General features: G+C 65.5%; 4 protein-coding genes and 1 tRNA gene. 3 read left to right on the top strand and 2 right to left on the bottom strand.

Going from position 1 to position 24,199, the window contains the following annotated elements; genetic code table 11:
* Positions 1–158 precede the first annotated feature (158 nt).
* Positions 159–234, top strand: a tRNA-Phe gene (locus EPN33_06620).
* 116 nt (positions 235–350) lie between these two features.
* Here the strand turns inward: EPN33_06620 and EPN33_06615 are convergent.
* Entirely contained in the window at positions 351–2,312 is a 1,962-nt protein-coding gene (locus EPN33_06615) for a CocE/NonD family hydrolase (protein TAN22809.1), read from the bottom strand.
* Positions 2,313–2,437: 125 nt separating this feature from the next.
* On the bottom strand, positions 2,438–5,764 hold the full coding sequence (locus EPN33_06610; protein ID TAN22608.1) for a TonB-dependent receptor: 3,327 nt from the start codon (positions 5,762–5,764) through the stop codon (positions 2,438–2,440).
* A gap of 155 nt (positions 5,765–5,919) precedes the next feature.
* Between EPN33_06610 and EPN33_06605 the strand changes: the two genes are divergently transcribed.
* Positions 5,920–9,243 carry a hypothetical protein gene (locus tag EPN33_06605; GenBank protein ID TAN22607.1) on the top strand — a complete coding sequence of 1,108 codons (3,324 nt, stop codon included), beginning with the start codon at positions 5,920–5,922 and terminating at the stop codon, positions 9,241–9,243.
* A gap of 287 nt (positions 9,244–9,530) precedes the next feature.
* Positions 9,531–24,185 (top strand): choice-of-anchor D domain-containing protein, encoded by a 14,655-nt coding sequence (locus EPN33_06600; GenBank protein TAN22606.1) that lies wholly within the window; start codon positions 9,531–9,533, stop codon positions 24,183–24,185.
* Positions 24,186–24,199 lie beyond the last annotated feature (14 nt).

Genomic DNA, 24,199 nt, shown 5'->3' with positions numbered 1-24,199 from the left:
TGCCATGACGTGCCGTTATGCCCACCTCGCGCCGCAGCACCGGTTGCAGGCCGTGGAGCGGCAGGCGGGTCCGGAGCCGGCCGCAAGAGCCACTGAAACCGCCACCGACGGTTTTGGACCGGCTGGAGCGGATGTTGTTCGACAGCACCAACCCAAGGGGCCAGGTAGCTCAGTCGGTAGAGCAGCGGACTGAAAATCCGCGTGTCGGCGGTTCAATTCCGTCCCTGGCCACCATCCCTCACCTGCATTCTGCGACTACGGCCGGTGGCTCGCCACTATTTGCCCTGGTCGCTCCCGTTGGTCGCTTGGAGTGCGGGCTTCGATTCTCGGCAGGGTCCGTCCGCTGGCGCTCAGGGCTCCTTCAAGCTGCCGCCGAAGGCGAGCGTTGGCCGTGCTGCCCGCGCGGGCAGCACCGTGAGCGTGACGCTGGAGGGGTATTCGGCGTCGTGATGGATGGCGTTGTGCGCAATCACGCCCCGGGCTTCGTCATAGTTGTTGCCGCCGGTGTTCAGGTTGCGGTCAAAGCGCGGAAAGTTGCTGCTGGAGAGCGCAATTCGCAACCGGTGGCCGGGGAAGAAGTAATAGCTGGTGTCGATGGGCTGGAAGGTAACCTTATAGACGCGTCCCGGCTGCATCCACACCGGCGCGTGGTTGTAGCCGTCGCGCCAGCGCATGCGCTGGATGTTTTCGGTGATGTTGAAGGCGCGGCCATCCGGGTACACATCCATGACCTTGAAGGTGAAGTCGGTATCTTTCGCGCTCGAGGACACATACAGCGTCACCGTGATCGGCCCGCTGACTTCGGTTCCGGTGGTGAAGGGCTGGGAGTTGTATACCAGAATGTCATTGCGCATCTCATGCTCGTCCTGGTCGTACGAGCCGAACTTCACCGCATTGCCCTCGCAGCAGCCGCCGCCGCCGAAGGTCAGCACCGGATGCGCCGGGTCATAGAGGTAACCGTCGGGGTGGTCGCTGGCTTGCGGTGCCGGCGTCAGCGCGCCGTCGCCGTGCAGGGTGTTGGCGTGGCCACCGCTGCTGAAGTACAACGTCTGGGTGCTTACGCCCGGGGGCGGCCACGACGGCGATTGCTTCCAAACGTTCTTCCCCATCAGGTAATACAGCACCCGCGGGCGCTGCAGCGCGCCGTCGTGCTGGTCTTTGAGGAAATGGTCGAACCACTGGTAGATAATGTCGTTATAGTCGAGCCGCGCGTCGCCCACGCTCAGGTCGCCGATCATGGTGTTCTGCGTGGCGCGGGTGTAGGCGCAATGCAACACCGGCGCAATGATGGCGTACTGCTCGTCATTGACCGGCGCGGGCGCGGTGCGCCGCACAAAGTTGTACTCGGCCAGGTTGGGCGAGACCGAGACGTCAAACCAGCTCATGAACCACAGTCCGGGCTTGCGGATCGTCATGCTGTCGTTCCACAGCCCGCCTTTGGTCCACTGCGGCGAGTTGGGCGTGCGGGCGATCATGTCGCCGCCGGTGGCGATGCCGCCGACGTGGCTGCCGAAGATGCCCGGCGGTCCATCCACGTGCTTAATAATGTCCTCTTCGGGCAAATACCACAGCGCCTGCGACCAGTCCACCGGCGGCATTTGCGGCGCCAGGTCGAACATTTTGGAGGCGCGGATCAGGTCCGCCTGGGGGGTGTTGGGCGGAAACGCGGGCCGCACCTGGTTCTGTTCGCCGTAGAGCCAGTCAATGAACAGCATCTGCACCGCGCCGCCGCGATACCAGTTGCCTTGCTCGTAGTACGGGCCTACGCGCCCCACGCCGGCCCCAAAGCCCTGCACGTTGAAGGTCGTCCAGCCGGGAATGTCCTGCGCTACCGCCGCCGATTGCCATTCCGCCGTGGAGGAGCAGCCGGTCGTTCCCAGCTTGCCGTTCGACCAGGGCTGCGTCGTCATCCAATTCACTTCATCGGCCGAATCCGACAGCGGCGGCCCCAGGATGTCGTAGTTGCCCTGCGAGAAAAAGTGCCCGCGCTCCTCGATCTCGACATACGCGTAGCCGTGCTCGACCGCGTAGAGCTGGCGGCTCATGTCGGCGTAGGTGCCGTTGCGCACGTCCCAGAAATTGAAGTTGTACGGCGTCCGCACGAAGATGATCGGGGCCTTGGCCTGTGTTTTCGGCCGGTAAATGTCGGCCATCACTTCCTTGCCGTCGCGCATGCGGATCATCACGCGCCGGTCAATGATGGCCACTTTTTCGAGCTGCTTCTCGACCGCTTCGCGCTGCGCCCGCAGCCGCTCGATCGCGGTGGGAAACTGCGCTCCCGCGCTCGTGACCAGCAACGCCGCACCCACCATCCCGGCCGCGCTCAACGCCACGCGCCGCACCCATCGCTTCGTTCTCATCGCTTTTCTCCCCTTAATAAGCGGGGCATCCGTATTAGGAATGCCCCTGGCCAGTGTTCACCATCGGCGCGAGCCGCCTACCAGGTCAGTCCGATCTGGAGCTGGATCATGCGCACGGATGCATCGCCCCCATTGCCGCCCAATATCGACGACGCGTTATAGGTCGTGCCCGTAATCTGCCCGAAAAGCGGGTTGCCGAGCGAAGCCACGGGCCGGGCGAAGTTGACGTGATTGAACAGGTTGTAGGCATTGGCCCGCAGTGCCAGTTGCGCCGATTCCCAGCCCGGCACCGCAAAGCCCTTCTGCACCGACAGGTCGGTGGACCAGAAGCCCGGCCCCCGGAACATATTGCGCCCCTGGTTGCCGAAGGCGCTGCTCGCCCGGCTGAACTCGCTGGCGACCAGACAGGACTGATCCGGGCTCGAACAACCCGGAACCGCACCCCCGAGGAAATTCGCCAGCACGTCCCGGCCGTCATAGTTCGTCCGGCTCAGCACCGAGCGCGTGTGGGTGTCGAGCACCGAGTACGGCAGACCCGAGCGCGCCATGAAGGTGCCCGTTACCTGCCATCCGCCCGCCAGCGTCGAGCTTCCGCCCAACCATTTCTGGAAGGGTACGTTCCAGACGTAGTTGCCGCTGAAGGAATTCGGAATGTCGTCATCCGAATTGCCGTACAGCGCCTGCAGGTTGTCCGGCAGTTCGACCATCCGGATCTGCCCCGAACCAAATCCCTGGTCCATGCTATGCCCCCAGGTGTAGTTCAGCATCAGCACGCCGCTCGTGAAGTTATCGCGGAACGTGCCCGTCATGCCGTTGTAGTTGGACGAACCATTGCTCTGGTATTCCAGCACCTTGCCAAAGCGGGCATCGGGCGCCGCGCCCGGCAAGCCGGCGTAGGCGGTTTTGCTGTAGGTGTTCAGTGCCGGGTTCTGCATCAGCTCATGATCGCCTTTGTTGCCCTCATATCCCACCGTGAGCGCCGCGTTAGTCCACAATTGCCGCTGCACTTGCAGGCTCCACTTCTCGTAGCTGGGGTTCTGCAGCGGGCTGGCCGCGGTCGTCAGCGTGGGCGGTTGAAAGCCGGGCACTGCCGCCTGCAACTGCGCCAGCGTCGCACCGTTGGAAAAGCCTGATTGCAGCGCCGCTTGCGCCTTCGCCGCCTGCACCGAGAGCGCATTGTTGCCCTCCGCCGGCGAAATCAATCCGTTGGAGGGCGTGAACAGCGGATTCAGCGGCAGATTGCCCAGAAACCCGCTGGCGATGTCGATGGGGAAGTTGTCGGCAAACAGCCCAAATCCCCCGCGCACCACCGTGCCCGCGCTGGCACCCCACGGCTGCCAGGCAAAGCCAATGCGCGGTTGCCACTCAATCGCCCCGATATTGCCGATGGCATTGTTCAGGCCGGTTTTAATCGCCGCATTATACGGCTGCGTCGCGTCGTGGTTCATCGCCAGGAAGTCGCCCGGGCTGGCAAAGCAGTTCTGCCTGCAGGACGGGCTGGTGGGGTGATCCATCCGCAGTCCCAGGGTCAGCATGAACCTGGGCGTCACGTGCCAGTTGTCATCCGCGTAGCCGCCGATGCGCATCATCTCCAGCGGCGCCATTCTAAACGCCGGATAGCCTTTGGCGTACTGGGTGTTGGAACCCGTCGCCGTGTCCAATCCGCCGTTGTAGAACGAATCCATGTCGCTCGTCACCCAGTCGCCGTTCTTGTTGTTGCCGATCAGGGTGTTGGACAGGTATTTCGAACCCGTGAAGCCGACGTCGAAGGAATGCGCGCCGATGGTCTTGACGAAATCGTCGGAAATCTGGATGCGCGTCACCGCCCGGCCGACGTTCGCGCTGCCGTCAAAGCCCCCCAGCGTGGTGATGCTGCCGTCGCCAAAATCGAGCTGACCGGGAAAGGTTTGCAGCGCTGACGCCAGATTGGGCGGTCCGAACGCAGCGTTATAGTGCTGCGCCGCCAGCAGCAGTGAGTTCACCGCCGAGCCACCGAAGGTGTGCTCCCAGTTCGCCTGCGCCTGAAATTCGGGCTGATTGCTGACCTGGTTGAACACCGGATTGATGGGATCAATGCCGGAGGACTGCACGCCCCGGTCCAGCAGCCAGTGCACATCGGCGTGATCGGAGGGATCGATGTTCCAGTCCACTTTCGCCACCGTCACGTTTTCCCAGGCGAAATTGCTGGCGTTCGAATAAAACTGCATCGCGCACGGCGCCCCCGCGAACGGTGCCGGCATCGTAAAGTCGCTGCTACAGCCGCCGCCCGGTACCGCCGTCGCCCGGCTCGCCCCCGCCGCCCCGTTGTACAACTTGAAAATCGACTGGTAGAAGGGCACCGAGGCCGGATGATTCGCTGTCAGATTCGCCAGCGTCGCGGCCTCATACGGCTGGCTGGGAATCGTCGCCAACTGACTCGAGGGCAGCACCACCGCCAGGCCTTCATCGTCCACAAAGAAAAACAGCTTGTTGTGCAGGATGGGCCCGCCGACGCTGCCCACCCACTGTTTCGCCATCGACGTCGGCCGGGGCGTGCCGCTCGCATTGTTGAAGAAATCGTTGGCCATCAGGTTTTCTCCGGCCCAGTCAAAAATCAGGTTGCCGTGAAAATTGTTGGTTCCCGACTTCGTCACCATGCTCACGTTTGAGCCCGCCAGCGTTCCGTACTTGGCGCTGTAGCCGTTGCTCACCGTGGTCACTTCCTGCACGTCGTTAATGCCCAGCAGCAGGTTGGTCGCGCCGCCGTTGGTGTTGTTGTTGTACGGGTCGATGTCTTCCATGCCGTCCAGCGTGTACATGTTCGAGCTGGTCGGCATCCCGTCTACCGACGGGAAAAAGCTGCCGGTATTCACCGCCCCCGGCTGCAGTTGCGCCAGGTCATAAATATCGCCGCCCGGTATCGGCAGCTCGCGCACCTGCTTTTCGCTGATCGTGCTGGCCACGTTGCCATTCTGGGTTTGCAACAGCGGCGGCGCTGCGCCCACTTCGACCGTTTGCGTGCTTCCCGCCAGCGCCAGCTTCAACGCCCCTGAGGACACCTGTCCCAACTCCACCAGCACACTGCGCTGCGCTTTTGCGAAGCCGGTGGCGTTAACCGTCAACGTATACGTGGCCGGCGCCAGCAGGGGCAGCACATAATTCCCGTGCGCATCGGTCCTGGCCATATGCGCCGCTCCTGTGCCGCTATTGATCGCCACCACGGCGGCATTCGGTACGGCAGCGCCGCTGGGGTCGGTAATCATTCCAGAAATGCTGCCCGTCGTGCTCGCTTGTGCCCACAGCCGCTGCCCCAGACCCATCAGGCCAACCGCCATAAGCAGAACAAAACCCGATTTTAAGATCCGCATCACTATCCTCCGTGACCCGCGGCGCCCCATGGCCGCCATCGTCGCACATCTATCCACTCCGGTAGCCAATTTAATTCAAACGCTCCGCCATGACGGGGTCATCAACTGTGCAACACTCCAGCGTCATTACAAGGGCAGCCCCGGTCGATACTGGAAACTCGAGACTTAGTACCTATTGATGTAAACTGTCGGTTCAACCTGGAGGATCTTTCATGTCGGTTCGCGCCCTTCGTCTGGCCGCCTTTACTTTCCTCGGTTTCTCGGTTGCGGCCTTCGCGCAAGTCAACCCCAAGCTCTACGCCGGTCTGCAGTGGCGCGACATTGGGCCCCATCACGGCGGCCGTATCTCCTCCGTCAGCGGCGCCATGGGCACCGGCCAGACCGGCGTCTTCTATGCCGGCCTGCCGCAGGGCGGCCTCGAAAAAACCACGGACGCGGGCGTGACCTGGCAGTTCATCTTCGACGGTTTCAAAAACGTCAACAGCGTCGGCGCCGTGCAGGTTGCCCCCTCCAATCCCGACATCGTCTACGCCGGCACCGGCGACTCCATCGGCGGCAGTGACGGCGATGGCATGTACAAATCCACCGACGCCGGCAAGACCTGGAGCCACGTCGGCCTGGAGAACACCGTCAAGATCAACCGCATCCTGATCTCACCCACCGACCCCAACGTCGTGCTGGCCTCGACCCAGGGCGACGCCACCCGCACCGGCCGCGGCGTCTTCCGCTCCACCGATGGCGGCCAGACGTGGACCAACGTTCTCGACCCCAAGGGCTTCAACGGCACCCGCGCGCTTTCCTACGCCTTCGACGATCCCAACGTCATCTTCGCCGCCACCCAGGGCAGCGGCGGCTTTCGCTTCGGTCCGCCCCGCCCCGGCGCGCCCAAGCCCAAACCCGCCGAGCTCTACAAATCCACCGACGGCGGCCAGACCTGGACCCAGATCACTACCATCCCCAGCCTCCCCGAGCAGATCGGCGTTGCTGTCGCCATGCATACCCATGCCCAGCGCGTCTTCATCATCGGCAACAGCGTCGATCACGGCTCCGGCCTGTTCCGCTCCGATGACGGCGGCCAGACCTGGACGCACATGGATCCGCACGACGCCCGCATCTCCAACGGTCAGGGCGGCTACAACTGCGGCGTCTACGTCGGTTCGCAGAATCCCAACGTCATCTACACCATCTCCACCGCCCTCTATCGCTCGACCGACGGCGGCAATACCTTCGAACCCTTCAAGGGCGCGCCCGGCGGCGAAGACGCCCACATCATGTGGGTCGATCCCAACAACGGCAGCCGCATGGTCGTCGGCTTCGATCAGGGCGCCGGCGTCACTCTCAACAACGGCGACACCTGGAGCACCTATTACAGCCAGACCATCGGCCAGCTCTACCACATCACCACCACCAATACCTACCCCTACTGGGTCATCGGCTCGCAGCAGGATACCGGCGCCGTCATGGTCCGCAATCGCAGTGACTACGGCGAAATCAATCACGACTGGGCGCCCTTCCCGTCTTCCGAATTTGGCCGCCTCACCGTTTCGCCCACCAACCCCAACATCGTCTATGGCGTCGGTTACGGTCCCGGCGGCGGCGGCAACGGTTTAATTAAGATTGATATCGCTACGGGCGACTGGCAGAACGTCGCGCCCAACTTCGGCGTCAACGAAGAAAAATTCCATCAGGGCCGCGACTTCCCCAAGCATTTCGATACCGCCTTCCATCCGGATGCCCTCTACGTCGGCTACCAATGCCTGATGGAGTCCACCGACGGCGCCATGAGCTGGAAAGTCGTCAGTCCCGACCTCACCACCACCCAGGATCAACCCGCGATCGTCTGCGGCGCGCCCGAGCCCAAGCCCGCCCACGCGGCGCCGCCCAGCCCCTTCGGCCCGCGCGGCAACTCCATCAACGACTTCTCCATCTCCACCGCCAAAAAAGGCGTCATCTGGACGGTCAGCAGTAACGGCCAGATCTTCAACACCATGGACGGCGGCAAGCACTGGACCAACGTCAGCAACATCCCCGGCGCTGAGCACGTCAACTTCCTCAACATCCAGGCCAGCCATCAGAATCCGGAAGCCGCCTACATCGCCGGCCGCCTCGGCAGCAGCCGCGGCGCCCCGCAGGGTATTGCGCCTGCCGATGACGATGTGCCCCTCATCTGGCGTACCCTCGATGGCGGCAAAACCTGGACCAAAATTGTCAACGGCCTGCCCAGCGATCAGCGCACCGGAAGCTGGGTCAACGTGGTGCGCGAAGATCCCTACCAGGCGGGGCTGCTGTTCTGCGGCACCGAATCGGCCGTCTACGTCTCCTTCGATGACGGCAGTAACTGGCAGTCTCTGCAGAACAACATGCCCACCACCTCGATCCGCGATCTGGTGTTCCACACCTTCAATCACGAAAACGACATCGTGGTTGCCACCTATGGCCGCGGCGTCTGGGTGCTGGACGACTACACGCCCCTGCGCGAAATCGCCGCCCACGCCTCCGCCATCGCTTCCGCTCCGGCCTATCTGTTCTCACCCGGCGACGCCATCCGCTCCCGCGTCAACGTCAACTGGGATCAACCCACCGAGCCTTGGGAGCATTACGCCCAGAACCCGCCCTACGGCGCCATCATTTATTACCATCTGAGCCAGCCACCCTCCGGCCCCATCTCGCTGAGCATCTTTAACTCCGACGGCGCCCTCGTCAACACCATCAGCAGCACCTTGCCGCCGGCCATCACCGGCGCCGCGTATCCCGACTACTGGCTGGCCACACCCCAGAGCCGCGCCCTTTCGACCGCCGCCGGCACCAGCCGCTTCGCCTGGAACCTCGACTACGCCGCTCCGCCCGCTTTCCAGACCGATCTGGAAAACCAGATGAACTCGGTCGAGCATGAAACCACCCAGGGTCCCAAAGGCCCGCAGGTCATCCCCGGCGTGTATACCCTCAAACTCACCGTTGACGGCCAGACCTATACCCGCAAACTCACCGTCATCAACGACCCCCGCATCGGCCAAAGCCCCGAACTGATGGCCGCCCTGCGCGCCCAAATGAAGCTGACGCTGAACGCCTATCACGCCATGACCGGCAGCTACGACGGCCACGCCGCCGCCGCCGCGGCCGAAGCCCAGGTCACCGCCCTTACCCAGCAGGCCAATCTGCCTTCCGCGGTCGCCTCGCAGGCCAAGGATGTGCAGACCCAGCTCCAGGCCATCGCCGGAAAAGTTGAAACCGGCTTCTTCTTCCGCCGCGGCCCGGCTCCCAAACCCGGCGCCCTGCGCTCGTTTGTGGACGCCAACAACGGTTTCAACACCCTCGTCAGCATGATGCAGGTCGGCCTCGATATGGCCCCCACCCCGGCCCAGATCGCCACCTGGGAAAGCGACTGCCGCAATTACGACCGCACCGTCGCCGCCTGGAACACCATGCGCGCGAAGACGCTGGTTGCCTTCAACCGCACCCTCAGCCAGAACCATCTGCAGCCCATCACCATCTCCCCCAACTCCATTGCTGACCCGAGCTGCAGCTTTAAACCCTGAAACAAATCCCACGCGGGGCCGCGCCGTTGGCCCTGTGGGTGCGAAAGGCCGCGAACCTCACGATCCTTCCAGCTCGCCACCATTCACCGCAAAGCCTTAGCGCCGCAGTCAAAATGCGGAGTCCGACATCACCGCTGACCACTTACCGCTGTTGTTTGTGACCCGATTCGTGAGATACTACCCTAGAGGATTTTCACTCAGCAGTCGATCCATAGATGTGTATGCGCCGATCAGGCTCCCCCCTCCTGACCCTGGCAATGTCGCTGGCGTGCACTCTTGCGCTCGGCTTGCCCCTTGCGTCCGCGCAGTCCCCTGCGCTGGCGGTCCCGACTGTTCTCAGCCTGCCTGCGCCGTCTACTTTCACCCCCAGCGGGGGCGTCGCCCTCGATGCCGGCGGCAACATCTACTTTTCCGGATCCACCCGCACTGCCGGCCAGTTCCTCTGGTCCTACAACCGCCTCACCGGCCAACTTAGCCCGGTCGCTTCCGGCTCCTCCATCGCCTCCGCCCAATCCCTCGCCACCGACCGCCAGGGCAACCTCTACGTCGCCGACGCGACCGCCAATAAAATCTGGAAAGTCACCCCCGCCGGCGCCGTCAGCGCCCTCGCCTCGACCTCCTCGGGTGCGCCCGCGCTCGCACTCGCCATTGATCCCGACGGCGATCTCCTCTTCGCCACCAGCACCGAAGTCTTCGAGATCGCTGCCGCCAACGGCATCCCCGGCGCCGGCGCCCCTCAGGTCATCGCCGGCGGCGGTCCCTCCGCCCTAAGCAACGGCACCATCAAGAGCAAGCAAGCCACCGATCTCCGCCTGCAACCCTCGGGCGTTGCCACCGATGCCGCCGGCAATATCTATATCGCACTGGTTCAGAACGAAATCGTCGCCAAACTCGCCGGCGGCAAGCTCCAGATCGTCGCCGGCCAGCTCAATCAGTCGAGTGGCGGCGGCAACGGCAAGGGCGGCAAGGGCGACGACGACAATCACGGCCAAAACTACAACGGCAACAACAATAACTCCTCCAACAACGGCGACGGTGGTCCCGCCACCAGCGCCTACCTGTACGGCCCCCGGGCCATCACCGCCGATAGCGCCGGCAACCTCTACATCGCCGAAAACAACGGCCTCGATATCCGCGAAGTTTACGCTTCCACGGGCGTCATCGTCACCCTCGCCGGCGACGGCAATCAGGCCCGCCGCGCCGGGCAGGGCGATGGCGGCCTCGCTTCCCAGGCCGAGTTCCTCAACGCTTCCGCGCTTGCTATCGGTCCTGCCGGCGATCTCTTCGTGTCCGACGCCGGCAGCAGCACCGGCACCATCCGTGAAATTACCGCCCGCGGCGATTTCCCCGCGACGGCCGTCGGCGCGGCCAGCGCCTCGCAAACCCTTGCCATTCAGCTAACCGCCTCCCAGAGGGCTACCCAGATCACCGTCACAGGCAACGGTTTCACCCTAAGCACGGTGCAGGGCTGTACGCTCGGCGCGCAGGTCTGGGGCTTCAGCTTCAACGGCGGCAATCCCGCCGGCACCGTCTGCCTCGTCCCCATCACCTTTACACCCAGCGCCGCCGGCCTGCAGACCGGCGCGGTCACCATCTCCGACAACGGCCAGAACCCCGTCAGCTTCCCGCTCACCGGCATCGGACTCGGCCCCGAAGTCATGATCCAGCCGCCGCAGGCCGCTACGTTGCCTGGCGAAAACATCCCCAGCCTCGCCGGCGCTCTCGCCACCGACGGCTTCGGCAATCTCTTCGTCCTCGCCCGCCCGGGCGGGAGCACGCAGCCCGTCTACGACTACAAGCTCCAGTCCCACTCTCAAGCCAGCTTCGCCGGCTCCGGCATCGCTGGCGCTTACAACGGCCCCGGCTCCGGCGGCGACGGCGGTCCCGCCTCTGCCGCCAGCTTCCAGAACCCCAGCGCCCTCGCTGCCGACGCCGCCGGAAATCTCTTCATCGCCGACACCGGCGACCACGCCGTGCGCGAAGTCAGCGCCGCCACCGGGAACATCGTGACCTATGCCGGCAACGGCAAGTCCGGCAACAAGGGTGACCTTGGCCCCGCCCTCAGCGCCCAGTTGAATGCGCCCGCGGCCGTCGCCGCCGGACCCTTCGGCAACCTCTTCATCAGCGATAGCGGCAACAACAACATTCGCAAGGTCTTTGCCTCCAGCGGCGCCATTACCACGCTGGTGGTCCAGCTCGATCACCCGGGCGCGCTTGCCGCCGATACCCAGGGCGATCTCTACTTCCTCAATCACAACGGCGCCCAGCTCGAGGAATGGATCGCCGCGACCCAATCCGTCGTCACCCTCGCCGGCTCGACTACCGCCGGCTTCGCCGATGGCGCTGCCGCCAGCGCGCTGTTCAATCAGGCCAGCGCCCTCGCCGTCGATGCCGCCGGGGATGTCTACATCGCCGATCAGGGTAACGACCGCGTCCGGCTCTATTCGCCCGCTTCCCAAACCGTCTCCACCGTCTATCAGGGCAAAGCGCCCGCGGGCGTCGCCATCGGCCAGGACGGCACTGTTTACGTCAGCATCGCCGACAGCAACGGCACCCAGGGTCTGCAGGCGCTCACCTCTTCCACCGCGATGGCTCCCCTCAGCGCCGTCGTCAACTCCACCAGCCCCGCCGGTACCGCGGTGCTGCGCAATGCCGGTAACCAACCGCTCAATTTCTCCGCCCTCACGGTCAGCGGCGCCGGCTTCGCTCTTGCCGCCGCGCATGACGCGCAAGCCTGCACGGCCTCTTCCGGCAACACGCTCGCTGCCGCCGCCACCTGCAGTCTCGACGTCACCTACACCGCCGCCACAACCGTGGGTTCCGTCAGCGGCACGCTTTCGCTCACCGATAACGCCCCCAACTCGCCCCAGTCTGTCGCCCTCACCGGAACCACCACCGCCACGCAGCCCACCAAGCTCGTCTTCAGTCCGGCTCCGCCCGCTGCGACGACCTCCGCTCTGCCCTCGCTCACCGTCCTGCTCGAAGACAGCAACGGCCACCAGACCACCAGCACCGATAGCCTCGTCGCCGTCCTCTCCGGCCCCAGCAGCTTCACCCACACCCTGGCTGCCGTCGCCGCGGTCAACGGCTCGGCCACCCTCGATCTCACCGGCGTCTCGCTTCCCGTCGCCGGCGCCTACAGCATCACCGTCTCCGACTCCACCAATCCCGAAGTCACTTCCGCCCAGGTCACGATCACCGTCTCCGCGCCCGGCAGCGGCGGCTCGCACATGCCACCGCCGCCGAAGATCACGCTTCCGCCGCTCACCTTCACGTTCTCGCAGACCGCCGCCGTCGCCGCCATCCAGGTCTACACCCAGGGCGTCACCGGCATGGATTACACCCGTGACACCTCCACACCGGGCACTTGCATCCTCAAGACCTACAGCCCGGGCCAGAGCTGCACCGTCATTGTCGACTTCCAGCAGACCGCGGTCGGTCCGCGCGCCGGCGCTGTCGTCCTCTTCGACGCCAACAACCACGCCCTGCAGACGCAGTACCTCAGCCAGACCGGCACCGGCGCTCTCACCACCTTCGATACCGCGCCCGTGCCCGATCCCGTCCAGCCCGCCTTCGACAACTCCACGCTCCAGCTCGCCCCCGTCCAGCTCGCCCTCGATCCGGCCGGTGACATGTTCGTCGCCGATCTGCGTGGCAACGATGTGACCGAGCTCCAACCCTCCTCGCCCGGCGGCGCGATCAATACTTCTAATCCCATCGCTCTGGGCGCCAACATCAACACCTGGGGCCTGCCGATCCAGGGCGTCGCGCTCGACGGCGCCGGTAATCTCTATCTCCTCTATCCCGACGCCGTCTACGAGGTCCCCAACGAAAACGGAACCTTAAGTTCGGCCGACTACACCACCGTCGCGCAAGTCAACCTCTGGTCCGGCCATTGGCTCAGCAGTATCGCGGCCGACGGTCAGGGCAACGTTTACGTCGCCGACCTCTTCGCCGGCCTGTTCAAAGCCGCGCCCGGCTCCAACACCCTGCAGCAGATCGCCAGCGACGTGCTGCCCTACGGCGCCGCGCTCGTCACCGCCGACGCCGCGGGCAATCTGTTCGCCAGCGACGGCGTCTGCAATGTATTCAAGATCTCCGCCAGCGGCTCCGATTCCAAAGTCGTTCCCAGCCCCGGCCCGGGCTCGCTGCTCTGCTACTCCGGCCTCGGCACCGATGCCGCCGGGGATTTGCTCCTGGCCTCCAACGCTACCGTTCAGATCTATGAGATCCGGCCCGACGCCAGCCAGACCGTCATCGCCCAGGCGCCCAGCGGCCACTTCGTCTTCGCGCCCCTGTTCGACAGTTCCGCCAACGTCTACTACGACGACTTCGTCCGCACCGGCGGCCTGCTCTCCGGCACCAACACGAATACCGTCGAGAAAGTCACCCGCTCCGCGCCCAGCATCATCTTCGGCAACGTCACTCAGGGCAATCCCAATTCCCAGGTTTCCGTCACCATGGCCAATGCCGGCAACCTGAACCTGCAAGTCTCCAGCCTGCAACTCGGTGGCAACGATCCCAGCGTCTTTTCCTTCGCGCCCGCTGCCAGCAACGGCTGCTCCACCGCCTCACCGGTGAATCCGGGCACGGCCTGCGAATTCCTCGCCACCTTCACTCCCAGCATTCCCGGCGCCGCCTCCGCCACCGAAACCATCACCGACAACACCCGTCCGTCGCCCCACGTGTTGCCCTTGAATGGCAACGGCAACGGCGTCGACAACGCCGCGAAGGTCGCCTTCACCAGCACCTTGCCCGCCGGCCTCACTGCCCCCGCGCCGCTCGGCAACATCACCGTCCAGGTCGAAGACGCCGCCGGCAACATCATCACCGGCTCCGACGGCATCACTGTCACCGTCACCGGCAGCGGCCAGACCCTCACCGCCACCGGCACCGCCGGCCAGCCCATCACCCTCGGTACCGTCACCAACGGCGGCATCTACACCCTCACCGCCACCGACACCAGCGAAACCAATCTCGCCCCCGCGATCGCAACGATCTATGTCGCCGCGCCCGCCATCGCCGTCGGCCAGTCTTCCGCCAGCGGCCAGAGCGGCAGCGCTGGCGTGGTCCAGATCGCCGACTTCTCCTTCGGCACCTCCCGCGAAACCGTCAGCAGCATCACGGTTACCACCCTCGGCGCCACCGGTCAGGACTTCACCCGCGATCCTTCCGATACCGGCGCCGGCGCCTGCGCCACCGGCGCCAATTATCAGAACGCCGCTTGCACCGTGATGGTCGACTTCAAGCCTGCCGCGCCCGGCTTGCGCGCCGGCGCGGTCACTGTCACGACCAACACCGGCACGCACACCCTCTACATCAGCCGCATGGCCACCGCCCCGCTGGTGACCGTCGATGTGCCCACGCCCGCGCCCGTCGTCGTCGCCACCAACGTCGATGCCTCCAGCCTCGCCCTTGACGGCGGCGGCAACCTGTACCTCACCGACCCCGTCCACGCCACCGTCCTTGAGCAGCAGAATCCGGCGCAGTGCACCAGCAACTGCCAGACGCAGATTTCCGCCGGTTCCTGGTCCAAACCCTCCGGCATCGCCGTCGACGGCGCCGGCAATCTCTACGTCGCCGACCAGGGCAGCGGATTGGTTGAGGGCCTCGCCACCGGGACCAGCAAGCTCACGCCGCTCCAGCATTTCGGCGCGAACACCGTGCCCATCGCCGTTGCCGTCACCGGCAGCGGCATCGTCTACGCCGGCAACAACACCGCGCAAAGCCTCGCGGCCGCCTGCGCAATGAACTCGAGCTGCTCTGCTCCGGCCACCGTCACTGGCCTCGGGGCCAATCTCACCTCGATCGTTGCCGACGCCTCCGGCAATCTTTATTTCCCCGGCTCGGGTGCTGTAGAAAAACTTGCCGCCGGCGCCACCAGCCCGACGGCGCTGGCCACGGGCTTCACCGGTCCGCTCAGCCTTGCGGTGGACGCCGCCGGCGATGTCTACGCCCTCGACTCCGGCGCCGGCACGCTCACCGAAATTTTCCCGAGCGGCACCAAGGCGACGCTCGTCACCGGCCTGACTCCGGCAACTTCGCTTGCCGGCCTCACCATCGATGGCTTTGGCAACATCTACTACGCCAATCTCGCCGCCAACGAAGTCGTCGAAATCGAGCGCTCCAGCACCACCACCCTGCCCATCGCCACCGTCTCGCTCAGCACCAGCTACGGCACCGCGGGCCAGGGTACGTTCTCCGTCTCCAACTCCGGCAATGCCGTCCTCAACCTGACGAGCGTCGCCATTTCCGGCACCGGCTTCAGCCAGAACGCCGCCGCCACCAACTGCTCGACCTCGCTTGCCTCCGGCCTGGCCTGCACCGAAGCCGTCACCCTCGGCGCCACCACCCCTGCCGGCAGCTACACCGGCGCCGCCACGCTCGCCGACAACTCGCTCAACGCCACGGTCTCGCAGTCCGTCACCCTCACCGGCTCCGTTACCGGCGGCACGCAAACCATTACCTTCCCCAACCCTGCCGGTCTCCTCTACGGCAGCTCGGTCACGCTCGCCGCCACCGCCAGCTCCGGTCTGCCCGTCTCCTACGCCATCGCCGCCGGCGGCACCGGCACGGGTACGCTCACGACCACCGGCGGCGTCACCACCCTGGCCGCCACCAAGGCCGGCACCATCAACGTCACCGCTTCGCAGACCGGCAGCAGCTCCTATACCGCCGCCAAGCCGGTCACCGTGACCATCACCGCCGCCCCCGTCCCATTGACGATCACGGCGGCCAGTGTCTCGGTGACTTACGGCGGTACGCCCAGCTATACCAGCACCGTGACCGGCTCGCTCGTCGGCAACGACGCGATTACCGAGACCTACGCCACTTCGTCCGCCAACGGTGTCTACACCACCACCAGCTCCGCCGGCAGCACTTTCACCATCACGCCCACCGCCGTTGCCGGCGCTAACACGCTGCTGTCGAACTACGACCTCACCATCGCGACCGGCGCGCTGACCGTCAATAAAGCCACCCAGACGATCAGCTTCACCGCGCCCACCACCCCGCTCAACTACGGCGGCTCCGTACAGCTCCACGCCACCGGCGGCGGCTCGACCCAGCCGGTCACCTTCAGCACCAGCGGCGGCGCCACCATCGCCACGGCAAACGGCGTGACCACGTTGACCGCGACCGCAGCCGGCAGCATCTCCGTCACCGCCTCCCAGGCCGGCGACACCAACTACCTTGCTGCGACCCCGGTCACCGTGACGCTCACTGCCGCTCCGGTGGCGCTCACCATCGCGGCCAGGAGCGAGTCCATTGCCTATGGCGCAACGCCTTCGTACACCAGCACCGTCACCGGCACGCTGGTGAGCACGGATGCGATCACCGAGACCTACGCCGCGCTTTCCACCGTCAATCAGGCCCCCTACACCACCACCAGCGCGCCCGGCACCTTCACCATCACCCCCACCGCCGTCGCGGGAACCGGCACGCTGCTTTCCAACTACACCATCACCCTCCAGCCCGGCACGCTTACCGTCACCCAGGGCTCCCAGACCACGAACTTCTCGCCGTCCACCTCCATGCTCTACGGCGATCATCAGATCCTCAGCGCTACCACTAGCTCACAGCTCCCGGTAACCTTCGCGGTCGCCAACGGCACCGGTACCGCGGCCTTAGCCACTGTCAATGGCGTGACCACGTTAACCGCAACCAAAGCCGGTACCTTCACCGTGACCGCCTCGCAAGCGGGCAACACCGACTACACCGCTGCCACGCCCGTCGCGGTGACCATCACCGCCGCTCCGGTGCCGCTGACCATCACTGCGGCTAACGTCTCGGTTGCCTACGGCGCGACGCCTTCGTACACCAGCACGGTGACCGGCACGCTGGTGGGTACAGATGCGATCAGTGAGACCTACGCCACCTCTTCGGCGAATGGTCCGTACTCGACCACGAGCGCGGCGGGCACGAGCTTCACCATCACGCCCACCGCGGTTGGCGGCACGAACACTCTGCTCAGCAACTACGACATCGCGATTAAGACCGGCACGCTGACGGTGACGACGGCGACCGCCTCTGCCATAACCTTCACCGGCCCGACAACCTCGCTCCGCTATGGCAGCTCAGTTGCCCTCAGCGCGAGCGGCGGGATCCCGAACGTGCCCATCACCTTCGCGGTGACCAACGGCACCGGCGCCGCGACGGTCGCCACCTCGGGCAGCACGACCACGCTGACGGTGACTAAGGCGGGCACGTTCTCGGTCACGGCGTCCCAGGCGGCCAGCAGCAACTACTCGACCCCGGCCGCGATCACCGTAAACTTGACCGCTGCACCGGTTCCGCTGACCATCACTGCGGCTAACGTCTCGGTTGCCTACGGCGCGACGCCTTCGTACACCAGCACGGTGAGCGGGGCGCTGGTGGGTACGGATGCGATCAGTGAGACCTACACCACCTCCTCGGCCAACGGCACGTACTCTACCACGAGCGCGGCGGGCAGCACCTTCACCATCACGCCCGCCGCGGTGGCGGGTACGAACACGCTGCTGTCGAACTACGACATCACCAATAAGACCGGCACGCTGACGGTCACGACGGCGACGGCCCCGGCCATCGTCTTCGCCGGCCCCATGGTCCCGCTAAGCTACGGCAGCTCGGTCGCGCTCTCGGCCTCGGGCGGCATCCCGAACGTGTCCATCACCTTTGCGGTGACCAACGGCACCGGCGCGGCCAGGGTCGCAACTTCGGGGAGCACGACCACACTGACGGTGACCAAGGCGGGCACGTTCTCGGTCACGGCGTCCCAGGCGGCCAGCAGCAACTACTCGACCCCGGCCGCGATCACCGTAAACTTGACCGCTGCACCGGTTCCGCTGACCATCACCGCGGCTAACATCTCGGTCGCCTACGGCGCGACGCCTTCGTACACCAGTACGGTGAGCGGGGCGCTGGTGGGCACGGATGCGATCAGTGAGACCTACGCCACCTCTTCGGCCAACGGAGCCTACACCACCACGAGCGCGGCGGGCACGAGCTTCACCATCACGCCCACCGCGGTTGGCGGCACGAACACGCTGCTGTCGAACTACGAGATCACTCTGAAGACCGGCACGCTGACGGTCACGACGGCGACGGCGCCCGCCATCACCTTCACCGGCCCCACGACCTCACTGAGCTACGGCAGCTCGGTCGCGCTCTCGGCCTCGGGCGGCATCCCGAATGTGCCCATCACCTTTGCGGTGACCAACGGCACTGGCGCTGCGACGGTCGCCACCTCGGGCAGCACGACCACGCTGACGGTGACTAAGGCGGGCACGTTCTCGGTCACGGCGTCCCAGGCGGCCAGCAGCAACTACTCGACTCCGGCCCCGGTCACGGTCCCGCTGACCGCTGCACCGGTGCCGCTGACCATCACCGCGGCTAACATCTCGGTCGCCTACGGCGCGACGCCTTCGTACACCAGCACGGTGACCGGCACGCTGGTGGGCACGGATGCGATCAGTGAGACCTACGCCACCTCCTCGGCCAACGGAGCCTACTCGACCACGAGCGCCGCCGGCAGCAGCTTCACCATCACGCCCACCGCGGTGGCGGGCGTGAACACGCTACTGTCGAACTACGACGTCACCGTCAAGACCGGCACGCTGACGGTGACGACGGCGACCGCTCCAGCCATCACCTTCACCGGCCCGACGACCTCGCTCCGCTATGGCAGTTCAGTTGCCCTGAGCGCGAGCGGCGGCATCCCGACCGTGCCCATCACCTTTGCGGTGACCAACGGTACCGGCTCGGCCAGGGTCGCAACCTCGGGGAGCACGACCACACTGACGGTGACCAAGGCGGGCACGTTCACGGTGACCGCTTCCCAGGCTGCCAGCACGAACTACTCGACTCCGGCCGCGATCACCGTGAACCTGACCGCCGCGCCGGTTCCGCTGACCCTCACCGCGGCTAACGTTTCGGTGGCCTACGGCGGGACACCTGCGTACACGAGCACGGTGACGGGAACGCTGGTGGGCAGCGACGCGATCACTGAGACCTACACCACTTCCTCGGCGAACGGGTCCTACACGACGACGAGCGCGGCGGGGACGACGTTCACGATCACGCCTGCCGCCGTCGCGGGCACGAACACGCTGCTTTCGAACTACGCCATCACCATCAAGACGGGGACGCTGACGGTGACGACCGCGACCGCGCCGGCGATTGTGTTCACCGGGCCGAGCGGGCCGCTGAGCTACGGCAGCGCGGTGCAGCTCTCGGCGACGGGCGGCATTCCGAATGTGCCGATCACCTTCGCGGTGACCAACGGGACCGGAGCGGCGACCATCGCCACGGCTAGCGGCACGACGACGCTGACGGTGACCAAGGCGGGGACGTTCACGGTGACCGCTTCGCAGGCGGCGAGCGCGAACTACACGGCGCCGGCGGCGGTGACGGTGAACCTGACGGCGGCGCCGGTGGCGCTGACGATCACGGCGGCGGATGTGTCGGTGGCCTACGGCGGGACGCCTGCGTACACGAGCACCCTGACCGGGACGCTGGTGGGGACGGATGCGATCTCGGAGACCTATACCACCTCGTCGGCGAACGGGCCGTATACGACGACGAGCGCGGCGGGGACGACGTTCACGACCACGCCGGCGGCGGTGGCGGGGACCGGCACGCTGCTTTCGAACTACGCCATCACCATTAAGAGCGGCACGCTGACGGTGACGACCGCGGCGGCGGCGGCGATCAGCTTCACCGGGCCGAGCGGGCCGCTGAGCTACGGGAGCACGGTGACGCTCTCGGCGTCGGGCGGGATTCCGAATACGCCGATCACGTTTGCGGTGACCGACGGGACGGGGGCGGCGACGATCACGACGACCGGAGGCACGACCACGCTGACGGTGACCAGGGCGGGGACGTTCTCGGTGACGGCGTCGCAGACGGCGAGTGCGAACTACAGGGCGCCGGCTTCGGTGACGGTGAACCTGACGGCGGCGCCGGTGGCGCTGACGATCACGGCGGCGAACGTGTCGGTGGCCTACGGCGGGACGCCTGCGTACACGAGCACGGTGACGGGAACGCTGGTGGGCAGCGACGCGATCACTGAGACCTACACCACTTCCTCGGCGAACGGGCCCTACACGACGACAAGCGCGGCGGGTTCGACGTTCACCATCACGCCCAAGGCGGCGGCGGGGAACGGGACGACGAACCTGGCGAACTACACCATCACCTACCAGACGGGGACGCTGACGGTGACGACAGCGACGGCGGCGGCGATTGTGTTTACTGCGCCGGCGCAGAGTCTGAGCTACGGCGGCTCGGTCGCCCTGTCGGCGAGCGGCGGCATCCCCAACGTGCCGATCACGTTCGCGGTACCGGCAGGGCAGGGCACGATCACGCCGGGTCCGACGGACACGGCTACGCTGACGGCCAGCGTCGCCGGCACCATCGAGGTGACGGCGTCGCAGGCGGCGAGCGCCAACTACAAGGCGCCCTCGCCGGTTACCGTGCCGGTTACCGCCGCGCCAGCCGTACTGACCGCTACCGCGCAAAATGCCACCCGCATCTTCGGCGCGAGCAACCCGAGCTTTTCGACGGTGATCACCGGCTTCGTCAACGGTGACACGCAAAGCGTGGTCCACGGCACGGTGCAGTGGACCACGACCGCCGGACCCACCAGCGATGTGGGGCAGTACCCGATTACGGCCGGCAGCGAGGGCCTGAACGCAGCGAATTACACCTTCCACTATGTGGGCGGCACGCTGCAAATCACCCAGGCCGCGCAGACCGTCAACTTCAGCTCGATTCCGAACCACGCCCAGCAGGATCAGCCCTTCTCGATCCAGGCGTCGGCGACCTCGGGCCTGCCCCTTACGTTTACCATCACCGGTCCGGCGACGATCTCGGGTAACACCGTGACGCTTACTGGTGCGACGGGCACGGTGGCCATTACGGCGTCCCAGGCCGGCAACAATGACTACACCGCTGCCCCGAGCGTAACCCAAAGCTTCACGGTCGGTCAGGGCGTTTTCCTGAGCACTGCTGATCTGAACTTCGGCAGCGTCCAGATCGACCAGGTCTCGATCGCGCAGACCATCTTTGTCACCAACAGCAGCGACCGGGCCATTAGCGCCCTGCCCCAGATTCCGCCGGGCTTTACGTACAACGGCGATTGCTCGGCCTCGCTCGGCCCCAATCGCTCGTGCAGCGTGAACGTCAGCTTCGCACCGACCGCGATCGGTCCAGCCAACGGCACGGTGGTGATCATGGGCATGCAGGTCACGGTCGCCGGCATCGGCACGCAGCCGGGCCTCGAAGTCGGACCCACCGATATGATTTTCGGCTCGCAATTGGTCGGCTCCGTCAGCCCGACGCAGACGCTGACGGTCACCAATAACGGCTCCGCCAATCTGGTTCTGGCACCGGTTACCATCAGCGGCGACTTCCAGGAGACCAGTCAGTGCTCGACCACGAGGGTGCTCCGGCCCGGCGATTCCTGTCTGGTGAGCGTCAGCTTCGCTCCCTCGACTAAGGGCGACCGCAGCGGTACGCTGACCGTCACCTCCCGTGATGGCAGCCTCAGCGCGCAGGCCGCACTGAGCGGCACCGGTACTGTGCCCAGCGCGGTCAATGGCGCGATCCTCAATCCGGCCAACCTGTTCTTTGGGGGTGAGCCGGTCAATCAGCCCAGCCAGGCGCAGACGATCACCGTCACCAACCCCAACGCGAACGACGCCCTCGCGATTTCTTCCATCACCGCCAGCGGCGATTTCAGCGAAGTCACCAACTGCCCGCAGTCGTTGCCTGCCAACGGCGTTTGCGTTATCAACGTTACGGTGACACCCTCGACGGTCGGCTCGCGTACCGGCACCTTAACGGTTAACGACAACATCGGGTCTCACATTGTGGCCTTGTCCGCTCTCGGTCAGGCGGCCACGGCTGCGGTCTCGCCCACCCACCTGGCGTTTGGCAGCCAGCCGATTCCGGGCTCGAACCTCACCTACAACGGGACTGCGCAGATTGCCACCCTCGCCAATACCGGCTCGGCGGCGCTGGCCATCAAGTCCATCTCCGTCACCGGCGACTTCACTCAGACCAATACCTGCGGTTCGACCCTGGCGGCGAATTCGAGCTGCACCATTGCCATCACCTTCGCACCCTCGGCGCTCGGCCATCGCACCGGCACGCTGACGATTACCGATAACGCCGGGGGCGCAAGCTCGCAGCAGCAGGTGGCGGTCGAGGGCAATGGCAGCGTCAACGGCCTGGTGCTGGCGCCGCCGCTGTTGCGCTTCGGCACGGTGCCCGTCGGCCAGACCAGCGAATCGCAGACCAGCACGCTCACCAACGGCACGGGCCAGCCGATCACCGGCCTGACCATCACCGCTTCGGGAGAGTTCAGCGAAACCGACAACTGCGGCTCGACGCTGGCGAACGGGGCCAGTTGCCAGGTCACAGTCACGCTGACGCCGGCAATTTCGGGCGCAGCGACCGGTTCGATTACTTTCAACGGATCGTTCAACAACACCAGCGGCGCTCCGGGCGGCACGGAAACCGTCAGCAACTTCTTTGCGGAGTCTTATGAGATGCCGCACATGGAGCCGGCGCGGTATGTCATCGGCGCGGCTTCAACCTCCAGCTCCCTGGGTTTCCGCGTGCAGCCGCGGGTGCTGGCCGAGATGAATGCAATGCTCGCCGCCACGCGCACGCGCCGCGAGGCATCGCTGCCCCTGTTTGCGACGCTGAACGATCTGGCCACCGTGGCCCTGTCGGGCAGTGGCAGCAGCACGACGGCGAACAAGTCGGCGCCTTCGCTGCATGCTTCCCCGGGCATCATGAGCTGGTCGGCGGGCGAGGCGATCGGCCATTCGGGCACAGCGCAAACCATTACCATCACGAACTCCGGCCAGCAGGCGCTCACCGGGATGGTGATCTCTTCTTCCGCCGAGTTCCCGATCACGGCGAACCAGTGCGGCAGTGTCCTGGTGGGCGGGGCGAGTTGCTCGATCAGCGTCGCGTTTCAACCGAGTTCCACCGGGCCGCGCGCCGGGACGCTGTCGATTGCGGGAGGCGGAGGCGTTTCCGATCAGGTGCCGCTCAATGGCACGGGTAGCGATTTCACCATCGCGGCTGCCGGGGGCGCGCCGCTGCTCTCCGCGGGCAGCTCGGTGCAGATTCCGCTGTCGCTGAACTCTATTGCCGGCGATCAGCAGACGATTACCATGACGTGTTCGGTCTCCGGCGGCGCTACGTGCAGCGTGGCTCCGGCTTCGGTATCGATCGGTGGTCCGGCGGCGGTGATTGCACAGCTTACCGTGACTTCATCTGCGGCATCGGTGCCTTGGCCGGGAGCGGGCAATGGGCGCTGGCCCTGGGCGGTCGCCGCGGCGGCGCTGGTCGCACTGGCCCTGTGCTTCCTGCTGGCTGACGCGGACGAGCGGCGGCGGCGCTGGAAGGCGGCGATGATTGCGGGCGCGCTGACGTTCAGCGTTGCCTGCGGTGGCTTGGGCAATCCAGAGACGGCGAAAAAGGAAGAGCAGAATTCCATGCTCTCCGCCTCGGCCATGACGGCGACGGTGAACGCGGTATCGTCGACTGGGATGATGCACAATGTCACGCTGACCATTCCGGTCGGCGGGCTGCAAGTGCGCAATCACAATCAGCAGGATCAAAATCAGGGCCAGAACCCAGCCGGTACGACTACGCCGCCGCCGGCGAGCAATGTCCCGAATACCTCGGTTATTCCTGCCGAGCCGGAGAAATCATCGACCCCTGCAGTAACCAGCAATCCTGCAGCGCCTGGCGCCAAGCTGGCGCAGAACTGCGTTGAGACCAAAAAGGGCGCAGAGACCAAGGCGCCGTCTGAGGCCTCCAAGAATGGCCAGGACAAGAACAAGCCTGCCAACAATTGCCCTCCGGTTGCGCCCAAGGCAAAGAAGCCTCCCGGCTCTCCTGGCGGCGGCGGTAGTGACTCGGGTCTGCGCGCAAGACTCTGACAAGACTCTAAAGT

Source organism: Acidobacteriota bacterium, assembly GCA_004299485.1.
In the GTDB taxonomy this organism is placed as follows: Bacteria; Acidobacteriota; Terriglobia; order Terriglobales; family SCQP01; genus SCQP01.
Note: the sequence above shows the minus strand (reverse complement) of the source record. Positions and strands in the feature narration are given on the sequence as shown.

Coding starts and splice junctions, on each gene's coding strand:
- EPN33_06605 (TAN22607.1), top strand. CDS start 5,920: ATGTCGGTTCGCGCCCTTCGTCTGGCCGCCTTTACTTTCCTCGGTTTC.
- EPN33_06615 (TAN22809.1), bottom strand. CDS start 2,312: ATGGTGGGTGCGGCGTTGCTGGTCACGAGCGCGGGAGCGCAGTTTCCC.